This is a genomic window from Pseudomonas edaphica (genome assembly GCF_005863185.1).
GTDB lineage: Bacteria > Pseudomonadota > Gammaproteobacteria > Pseudomonadales > Pseudomonadaceae > Aquipseudomonas > Aquipseudomonas edaphica.
This window is the reverse complement of the sequence record NZ_VBVZ01000198.1, coordinates 1-9868: the sequence shown is the minus strand read 5'-3', so window position 1 is coordinate 9868 and position 9868 is coordinate 1. Positions and strand designations below refer to the sequence as shown.

Genomic DNA, 9868 nt, shown 5'->3' with positions numbered 1-9868 from the left:
CCCTGCCCCAGGAAACCAAGGACTACGTGCCCAAGTTCCTGGCGCTGTCCCAAGTGGTGCTGGCCCCCGAGGCCTATGGCGTCAACCTGAGCCCGATTGCCAACACGCCGTACTTCGAAGTGGTTGAAGTCAAGCAAAGCATGGACCTGTCCCGGGTTGCCGCGCTGGCCGAGATCGACGAAGACGAACTGTTCCAGCTCAACCCGGCCCTGAAACAACGCACCACCCTGGACGGCCCGCAGCATTTGCTCGTGCCAAGCTCCAAGGCGCAGTTGCTCACCAGCACCCTTTCGACGATGAAGCCCGAAGAATTGCTGGCGATGCGCCCGAAAAAGCAGGTGTTCGACGAAGTTGAGAGCACACGGGTGGCCGGGCGTACCCGCAACTACAAGGTCCGCAGTGGCGACAACCTCACGCTGATCGCCAAGGCGAACAAGGTCGATGTACATGACCTGCAGCGCTGGAACAAACTCAATGGCCAGGCCCTAAAGGTCGGCCAGACCCTGGTGATGCAGGACACCCGCAAACTGGTGGCCAGCAGCAAGAAACCGGTGCAGTACAAGGTCAAGAAAGGTGACTCGCTGTACATCGTCGCCAAGCGCTTCAACGTCGAGATGCAACATCTCAAGCGTTGGAACCCGCGTACTGGCCAGGCACTCAAGCCAGGCCAGATGCTGGTGGTTTCCGGGCCTAGATAAAGTCCCGTGGGGACTGGCTTGTGTGGGAGCTGGCTTGCCTGCGATGCAAACACCTCGGTGTGTCAGGCACACCGAGTTGATGCTATCGCAGGCAAGCCAACTCCCACATTTGATCTTCACCCAATCCGATACCTTCCCAACCCTGACCCCAGTGTTTTCAGCGACCTTTTTCCAACCGGAACAAGCTGTTACTGTACCGATCATAAAGCCCAAGCCGCCTGGATCGGATCTCTGACTTGAAGCGTCCCCTCCTTCTACTAATAAGTCTGGCCTTGAGCTTTGCTGCGAACGCGACGATTACCGAGAGCCACGGTTACACGCAGTTCGGCACACTCAAGTACCCGGCCAAATTCACCCACTTCGACTGGGTAAACCCTGCAGCGCCCAAAGGCGGGACATTGCGGGTCATGGCATTTGGCACCTTCGACACCCTCAACCCCTACACCTTCAAGGGCACCAGCCCGGTTTCCACGCCCAATTTCCTGCAATACGGCGTCAACGAGCTGAACGAGCCGCTGATGGTCGGCACCGGCCAGTACGCGCCGTCCGGTGACGAGCCCACCTCCAGCTACGGGCTGATTGCCCAATCGGTGGAGTACAGCGAGGACCGCAGTTGGGTGGTGTTTAACCTGCGCCCGGAAGCGCGCTTCCATGATGGCAAGCCGATCACCGCTTATGACGTGGCATTTTCCTATCGCACCCTGCTCACCGAAGGCCACCCGCAGTACCGCACCAACCTGCAGGAAGTGGCGCGGGTCGACATTCTCAACCGCCATCGCATCCGTTTTGTGTTCAAACGCGCCGGCAACCCACTGCTGATCCTGCGCCTGGGCGAACTGCCGGTTCTGCCCCAGCATTACTGGAAGAACCGCGACTTCAAGGCCACCACCTTCGAGCCGCCTTTGGGCAGCGGGCCGTATCGCATCACCAAGGTCACCCCGGGCCGCCAGCTGGTGTTCGAGCGGGTCAAGGATTACTGGGGCAAAGACCTGCCGGTCAACCAGGGTTTCTACAACTACGACAAGGTCGAAGTGGAGTTCTACCGCGACAGCGACGTGGCCTTCGAAGCCTTCAAGGCCGGTGAATTCGACCTCTATATCGAACACCAGGCCAAGAACTGGGCCACCGGCTACAACTTCCCCGCGGTCAACCGCGGCGACGTGATCAAGGCGCAGATCGCCCACCAGATCCCGACCCAGAGCCAGGGCTTGTTCATGAACACGCGGCGGCCGATCTTCAGCCAGACCAAAGTGCGTGAAGCCCTGGGGTTGATGTTCGATTTTGAATGGACCAACCGCACCCTGTTCAGCAGCGCCTATAAACGCACGCTCAGTTACTACCCCAACAGTGAGTTTTCTGCGACCGGCGTGCCAGTGGGGCATGAATGGCTGATGCTCTCGCCCTACCGCGACCAGTTGCCGCCCAACCTGTTCACTCAAGCCTTCAGCCTGCCGCAGACCGACGGCCGCGGCATCCCGCGCGAGACGTTGCGCCGCGCCCTGGCCTTGCTCGGCGAAGCGGGCTGGAAACTCTCAGACCAGCGGCTGCTCGACAGCAAGGGCCATCCGCTGCGCTTCGAGATTCTGCTGGTCAACCCGAACCTTGAACGCATCCTGCAGCCCTACGTCGAAAACCTCAAAAGTATCGGCATCGACGCGCGCCTGCGCACGGTTGACCGGGCGCAATACAAGCAGCGCCTGGATCAGTTCGACTACGACATGATCCTGATCACCCTCAACCAGACCTTGAGCCCGGGCCTTGAGCAGTGGCAGTACTTCCACTCCAGCCAGGCGGCCATCAAGGGCAGCAAAAACTACGCCGGCATCGCCAACCCGGTGGTCGACCACCTGCTCGACCAACTGCTGGCGGCGCAGACCCGCGAAGAACAATTGGCCGCCGGCCGCGCCCTCGACCGGGTGCTGCTGTGGCAGCACTACAGTATTCCCAACTGGTACCTCAACTATCATCGCTTGGCGTACCGCAACCGGTTCGCCTTTGTCACCACGCCGCCCTACAGCCTGGGCTTGAGCGCGTGGTGGCTTAAAGCTTCGGAGAAAGCCCAATGATGACCTTGCGCACCGCCCTGTTTGGCGCCTTGTTAGCGTGCGGCGCAGCCAATGCCGCGCCGCAACATGCGCTGACCCTGTACAGCGAGCCACCCAAGTACCCCGCCGACTTCAAGCATTTCGACTATGTAAACCCCGACGCGCCCAAGGGCGGCACCTTCCGTGAATCGAGCATGGGCGGCTTCGACAGCCTCAACCCCTACATCAGCAAGGGCGTGCCCGCAGACAACCTGCCGCTGATCTACGACACCCTGGCCATGCAAAGCCTGGACGAGCCCGTCACCGAATACGGCCTGGTGGCCGGCAAGATCGAAAAGGCTCCGGACAACAGCTGGGTGCGCTTCTACCTGCGCCCCGAAGCGCGCTTCCATGATGGCCATCCGATCCGGGCCGAAGACGTGGTGTTCACCTTCCAGGCGCTGATCAAGGACGGTTCGCCGCTCTACCGCAACTACTACGCCGACGTCGACGAAGTGGTCGCCGAAGACCCGCTGCGTGTGCTGTTCAAGTTCAAGCGCACCAATAACCGTGAATTACCGTTGATCCTCGGCCAACTGCCGGTATTGCCCAAGCATTGGTGGGCAACGCGCGACTTTGCCAAGGGCAACCTGGAAATACCGCTGGGCAGTGGCCCGTACAAGGTTGCCGAGGTCAAACCCGGGCGCATGGTGCGCTATGAGCGGGTCAAGGATTACTGGGCCAAGGACCTGCCGGTAACCCAGGGCTTCTACAACTTCGACAACCGCATCACCGACTACTACCGTGACAGCACCGTGGCCCTGGAAGCCTTGAAAGCCGGGCAGTTCGACTATTGGCTGGAGTTCAGCGCCAAGAACTGGGCCAACGCCTACAACATTCCGGCCGTGGCCCAGGGTCGGTTGATCAAGGAAGAAATTCCCAACGGCAATCCCACCGGCATGCAAGGGTTTGTGTTCAATACGCGCAAGCCGATGTTCCAGGATGTGCGGGTACGCAAGGCCATCAGCCTGCTGCTGGATTTCGAGTGGAGCAACAAACAGCTGTTCAATGGCGCCTACACCCGCACCCGCAGCTACTTCGAAAACTCGGAAATGGCCGCCACCGGCCTGCCCGGCCCGGCGGAAACCGCCATCCTGGCGCCGTTTCGCGACAAGATCCCTGCCGAAGTCTTCACCCAAGCCTTCGAGCCGGCCAAGACCGACGGCAGCGGCATGATCCGCACCCAGCAGCGTGAGGCTTACCAGCTGTTGCAGGAGGCTGGCTGGAAGATCGTCGACGACAAAATGGTCGACACCACCGGCAAACCGGTGACCATCGAATTCCTGCTTGCCCAGACCGAGTTTGAGCGGGTATTGCTGCCATTCAAGCGCAACCTGGCCGACCTCGGAATCAACCTGGTGATCCGCCGCGTTGACGTTTCGCAGTACATCAACCGCCTGCGTTCGCGGGACTTCGACATGCTGGTGGGCAGCTTCCCGCAGTCCACCTCGCCGGGTAACGAGCAGCGCGAATTCTGGTCGTCCGCCGCCGCCGACAAATCCGGCAGCCGCAACTACATGGGTCTCAAGGATCCGGTGGTCGACCAACTCGTCGAAGAACTGATCAACGCCGACTCGCGCCAAAGCCTGGTCGACCACGCCAAGGCGCTGGATCGGGTCTTGCAGTTTGGCTACTACGTGATCCCCAACTGGCACATCAAGACTTACCGCGTGGCGTACTGGGATCACTTGGGCCACCCCAAAGTCCCCCCACGCTACGACGTCGGCACGGCCACCTGGTGGGCCAAACCTGAAGTCAAACCTGCCGTCGACACTGTCCAGAGCGCCGATCCGGCGAGCGGAGGCGATTAAATGCTGGCCTATATTGTTCGCCGCCTGTTGCTGATCATCCCCACGCTGTTCGGGATCCTGCTGATCAACTTCATCATCATCCAGGCCGCCCCCGGTGGCCCGGTGGAGCAGATGATCGCCAAGCTCGAAGGGTTCGACGGCGCCACCAGCCGCATTGCCGGTGGCGGCGCCGAGGTCTCGGTGGCCGGTTCCAGCTACCGCGGCGCCCAGGGCCTGGACCCGGCGCTGATCAAGGAAATCGAAAAGATGTACGGCTTCGACAAGTCGGCGCCGGAACGCTTGTGGATCATGGTCAAGAACTATGCACGACTGGATTTTGGCGACAGCTTCTTTCGCGACGCCAAGGTCATCGACCTGATCAAGGAAAAGATGCCAGTGTCCATCTCCCTCGGGTTATGGAGCACGCTGATCATGTACCTGGTGTCGATCCCGCTGGGCATCGCCAAGGCCACGCGGCACGGTAGCCACTTTGACGTGTGGACCAGTTCGGCGATCATCGTCGGCTATGCCATCCCGGCGTTTTTGTTCGCGATCCTGCTGATCGTGGTGTTTGCCGGCGGCAGTTACCTGGACTGGTTCCCCTTGCGTGGGCTGACCTCCAACAACTTCGAAGAACTGAGCTTTGGCGGCAACTTCGCGACCATGACCCTGCTGACCAAAAACAGCTTCCTCGACGAAATCAACAAACAGTACGTGGTCACCGCCAAAGCCAAAGGCCTGACCAACCACCGCGTGCTCTACGGCCATGTGTTTCGTAACGCCATGCTGCTGGTGATTGCCGGTTTCCCCTCGGCATTTATCGGGATTTTCTTCACCGGTTCGCTGTTGGTCGAGGTGATCTTTTCCCTCGATGGCCTGGGCCTGATGAGCTTTGAAGCGGCGATCAACCGCGATTATCCGGTGGTGTTCGGCACGCTGTTTATCTTCACCTTGCTGGGGCTGATCGTGAAGCTGATCGGCGACCTCACCTACACCCTGGTCGATCCGCGTATCGACTTTGCCAGCCGGGAGCATTGAGATGAACCTGTCCCCCCTCAATCGCCGCCGGTTCGAGCGTTTCAAAGCCAACAAACGTGGCTGGTGGTCGCTGTGGCTGTTCCTGATTCTGTTCGTGCTCAGCCTGGGCGCCGAGTTGATCGCCAACGATAAACCGCTGGCAGTCCATTACGACGGTGGCTGGTATTTCCCGGCGCTTAAACGCTACCCGGAGACCACCTTTGGCGGCGAATTCCCGCTGGAGGCCAACTACAAAAGCCCGTATATCCAGGAACTGCTCAAGGCCAAGGACGCCTGGACGCTGTGGGCGCCCATCCCGTTCAGCTACCAGAGCATCAACTACGACCTGAAAGTCCCCGCGCCAGCGCCGCCGTCTTCGGTGAACCTGCTGGGCACCGACGACCAGGGCCGCGATGTGCTGGCGCGAGTGATCTACGGCTTTCGTGTGTCGGTGCTGTTTGCCCTGACGCTGACCGTGCTCAGCTCGATCATCGGCGTCATCGCTGGCGCCTTGCAGGGTTTCTATGGCGGCTGGGTCGACCTGGCCGGCCAGCGTTTCCTGGAGATCTGGTCGGGTTTGCCGGTGCTGTACCTGCTGATCATCCTCGCCAGCTTTGTGCAGCCCAACTTCTGGTGGCTGCTGGGCATCATGTTGCTGTTTTCGTGGATGAGCCTGGTGGACGTGGTGCGCGCCGAGTTCCTGCGCGGGCGCAACCTGGAATATGTACGTGCCGCCCGAGCGCTGGGCATGCAGAACGGCGCGATCATGTTCCGGCATATCCTGCCCAATGCCATGGTCTCGACCATGACGTTCATGCCGTTCATCCTCACCGGTGCCATTGGCACCCTCACCGCCCTGGATTTTCTCGGTTTCGGCCTGCCGGCCGGTTCGCCGTCCCTGGGCGAACTGGTGGCCCAGGGCAAATCCAACCTGCAAGCGCCGTGGCTGGGCATGAGTGCGTTTGCCGTGTTGGCGATCATGTTGAGTTTGCTGGTGTTTATCGGCGAGTCCGCTCGCGATGCCTTCGACCCGAGGAAATGAGATGAATCAGGACAATCTGATCGAAGTCCGCGACCTCTGCGTCGAGTTCGTCACCGGCGAGCATCACCATCGCGTGGTCAACAATGTCAGCTTCGATATCAAGCGCGGCGAAACCCTGGCGCTGGTCGGCGAAAGCGGCTCGGGCAAATCGGTGACCGCCCACTCGATCCTGCGCCTGTTGCCCTACCCGCTGGCGCGGCACCCGGCCGGCACCATCAGCTATTCCGGGCATGATCTGCTGACCCTCAAAGAGAAAACCATCCGGCATATTCGCGGCAACCGCATTGCGATGATCTTCCAGGAGCCAATGACCTCGTTGAACCCACTGCATTCGATCGAGAAGCAGATCAACGAAGTGCTCGGCCTGCACAAAGGCCTGACCGGTAAAGTCGCGACCCGGCGCACCCTGGAACTGCTTGAACTGGTGGGCATCCCCGAGCCGCACAAGCGCCTCAAAGCCCTGCCCCACGAACTGTCAGGCGGCCAGCGCCAGCGGGTGATGATCGCCATGGCCCTGGCCAACGAGCCCGAACTGCTGATCGCCGACGAACCGACCACGGCCCTCGACGTCACCGTGCAATTGAAGATCCTGGAACTGCTCAAAGAGCTGCAGGCCCGGCTGGGCATGGCATTGCTGCTGATCAGCCATGACTTGAACCTGGTGCGGCGCATCGCCCATCGTGTGTGTGTGATGCAGCAGGGTTGCATCGTTGAACAGGCTGATTGCGAGACGCTGTTTCAGTCGCCCCAGCACCCTTACACCCAGGAACTGCTGGCGGCGGAGCCCAGCGGTGGGCCAGCCAGTAACGAGGTCGGGCCGCCACTCTTGGAAGTCGACGACCTGAAGGTCTGGTTCCCGATCAAAAAGGGCTTTTTGCGCAACACCGTCGATTACGTCAAGGCCGTGGACGGCATCAACTTCAGCCTGCCCCAGGGCCAGACGCTGGGCATCGTCGGTGAAAGCGGCTCGGGCAAGTCCACCCTGGGCCTGGCGATTCTGCGCTTGATCGCAAGCAAAGGCGGGATTCGCTTCGAAGGCCAGCAACTTGACCGCTTGACTCAGCAACAGGTGCGCCCGCTACGGCGGGAGATGCAGGTGGTGTTTCAAGACCCGTTCGGCAGCTTGAGCCCGCGGATGTGTGTGAGCGAGATTGTTGGCGAAGGCTTGCGTATCCACAAAATGGGCACGCCGGCCGAGCAGGAACTGGCGATTGTTGCAGCGCTCAAGGAAGTGGGCCTGGACCCGGAGTCGCGGCATCGTTACCCCCATGAGTTTTCCGGTGGGCAGCGTCAACGCATTGCCATCGCCCGTGCCTTGGTGCTCAAGCCCCGCTTGATACTGCTCGATGAACCGACGTCCGCGCTGGACCGCACGGTGCAGCGGCAAGTGGTGGAATTATTGCGGGGGCTGCAGGCCAAGTACAACCTGACGTACCTGTTTATCAGCCATGATTTGGCGGTGGTGAAGGCCTTGAGTCACCAGTTGATGGTGGTCAAGCATGGGCAGGTGGTGGAACAGGGGGACGCGGCGGGGATCTTTGCGGATCCGCAGCATGCTTATACGCGGCAGTTGTTGGAAGCTGCGTTTTTGGTGCCTGCTGTTGTGGTTTGATCGTGTACATATCCGTTATTTAGGTAACGGCGGCCTATGGTTCCGCTCTTACAGCGGGTCACTTTTGCAAGGACGTGTACGGACCGGACACATGGTTGACACATGTGCGGGGACATGGTGGACACATTATTGACCATAATCAGGCTTACTAATGTCGATTGTTCGCAAAAAGTGATGGCAGAAATAGACGTCGAACAGACCATCGCTTTCTGCGTTCGGGCGGATTGCTATGTGCTGTCCTACCAAGCCTTTTGCGATGCTGAAGTAGCGTTTTTGGAAGCGAAAACGGCTGTGATAAACCTTGGCTAACACGTCGTCTGGTCCGTATTCAAACTCAGGTAGCTTTTGCGGATAAGCCCAAGGACTGCTGCGATAGCGGTCCATGGGCACCTTGTATTCCAGCGCCTGATGAGGACGTTGCAGGTTGTATATTTCACGCCATTGATCGAATGCTGATTGAGCATCCGCTAGCGTAGAAAAGTGACGCCCGTTAAGGACTTCTGCCTTGAGTGATCGATGAAAACGCTCGATTTTCCCATTTGTTTGCGGATGGTAGGGACGACTGAAACTTATCCGAATTCCCAAACGCACCAGCCAAATACTCAACTCTGTGATCTCGCCAGGATTACGCGGTGAGCCCCATGGCGCGCCATTGTCGACGTTGATACGTGCCGGTAAACCGTAAGTTTCAAATACCTCGCTCATCTTCTGTTTTACGGTGGTGCCTCGCTCGTTATCACACGCTTGGATGGCCAGGTTGAACCGCGAATGATCGTCCAGGATGGTCAGGGGGTGGCATCGGCCTTGCTGCATTGCAAAGTGGCCTTTGAAATCCATCTGCCAAAGATCGTTGGGCTCAGGATGTTCAAATCTCAGCCGGGCCTCTGGTTCTTTCTCTGAAGGCTTAATCAAGCTGTGCCGGTGCTGGACATTAGTGACAGTACTGGGAGCAATTCGCTTGTCCAGCATGCTGCTAATTGTGCGTCCGCCCCATGCCGGATGATCTTGGCGAAGTGCAACGACCTCAGCCTCCAGCTCGGCCCGGGTCAGTTTGGGGCTGCTGGCGGGCCTGCGTGACTTCTCTTGCAAACCTGCAGAGCCGCCGGCCTCGTAACGCTTTAGCCACTTGTAGGCGGTTTGCGGACTTATACCAAATCGTCGACACAGCTCTCGCTTATTACTGCCGGGTTTCTTTGCTAAGGAAACAAACTCTTGTTTTAGGCTCATGGCGTCTCTCGTGTTCCAGGGCATGATGGCCTCCCGGCGAAGCTGGCTTCGCCGAGAAGTGTCCACCATGTCCCCGCACACCCGTCAACCATGTGTCCGGTCCGTACACAAGGACGCAAAAGTAACCAAAAGGTCCTCGCCCCAACACTCGGTGCCTCGCTATGGCTCGGCATGCCCGCAATCCGACAGTGATTTGGGGGGCCGCCGCGATGGGCCATCCTTGGCCCAGCGCGGCTAAACCGGCATCCCTGCCGGTTTACCCCCCAAATCCCTGTCAGATTCCGGCCATCGTGTTTAACGGGGCGATTTCAGATCAAGATCAAGATCAAAAGCGCAGATCAAAAGACCGCTGACTTCGTCATCGAAAAGGATGTAAGAGCCGGAGCAACAGCAACAGC

General features: G+C 59.4%; 7 protein-coding genes. 6 read left to right on the top strand and 1 reads right to left on the bottom strand.

All coding sequences use genetic code 11. From position 1 onward, the window contains the following. From FEM54_RS14990 to FEM54_RS14965, 6 genes are all read left to right on the top strand, one after another. Nucleotides 1-698 (top strand): LysM peptidoglycan-binding domain-containing protein (locus FEM54_RS14990; protein ID WP_138451660.1); only part of this gene is annotated, 698 nt, incomplete at its 5' end. 236 nt (nt 699-934) lie between these two features. Further along, nucleotides 935-2764: an extracellular solute-binding protein gene (locus tag FEM54_RS14985; RefSeq protein WP_138451658.1), complete on the top strand. Its 1830-nt coding sequence runs from the start codon at nt 935-937 to the stop codon at nt 2762-2764. Beyond that, nucleotides 2761-4593, top strand: coding sequence for an extracellular solute-binding protein (locus FEM54_RS14980; protein ID WP_138451656.1), 1833 nt, complete (start codon nt 2761-2763; stop codon nt 4591-4593). The genes FEM54_RS14985 and FEM54_RS14980 overlap by 4 nt, the downstream gene beginning before the upstream one ends. Next, nucleotides 4594-5610, top strand: a complete 1017-nt coding sequence (locus FEM54_RS14975) for a microcin C ABC transporter permease YejB (RefSeq protein WP_138451654.1) — start codon at nt 4594-4596, stop codon at nt 5608-5610. It abuts the gene before it with no gap. 1 nt (nt 5611) lies between these two features. After that, a complete protein-coding gene (locus tag FEM54_RS14970; RefSeq protein WP_012723835.1) occupies nt 5612-6631 on the top strand; it encodes an ABC transporter permease in 1020 nt (339 codons plus the stop codon). Between the two features lies 1 nt (nt 6632). Then, entirely contained in the window at nt 6633-8243 is a 1611-nt protein-coding gene (locus FEM54_RS14965; protein WP_099549134.1) for an ABC transporter ATP-binding protein, read from the top strand. A gap of 126 nt (nt 8244-8369) precedes the next feature. Here FEM54_RS14965 and FEM54_RS14960 read toward each other — a convergent pair whose 3' ends face one another. Further along, nucleotides 8370-9494: an IS481 family transposase gene (locus FEM54_RS14960; RefSeq protein ID WP_138451652.1), complete on the bottom strand. Its 1125-nt coding sequence runs from the start codon at nt 9492-9494 to the stop codon at nt 8370-8372. Between the last annotated feature and the right edge of the window lie 374 nt (nt 9495-9868).

What these genes read in the sequence shown, in the direction of transcription:
- FEM54_RS14980 (WP_138451656.1), top strand. Translation starts at nt 2,761, where the DNA reads ATGATGACCTTGCGCACCGCCCTGTTTGGCGCCTTGTTAGCGTGCGGC.
- FEM54_RS14975 (WP_138451654.1), top strand. Translation starts at nt 4,594, where the DNA reads ATGCTGGCCTATATTGTTCGCCGCCTGTTGCTGATCATCCCCACGCTG.
- FEM54_RS14970 (WP_012723835.1), top strand. Translation starts at nt 5,612, where the DNA reads ATGAACCTGTCCCCCCTCAATCGCCGCCGGTTCGAGCGTTTCAAAGCC.
- FEM54_RS14965 (WP_099549134.1), top strand. Translation starts at nt 6,633, where the DNA reads ATGAATCAGGACAATCTGATCGAAGTCCGCGACCTCTGCGTCGAGTTC.
- FEM54_RS14960 (WP_138451652.1), bottom strand. Translation starts at nt 9,494, where the DNA reads ATGCCCTGGAACACGAGAGACGCCATGAGCCTAAAACAAGAGTTTGTT.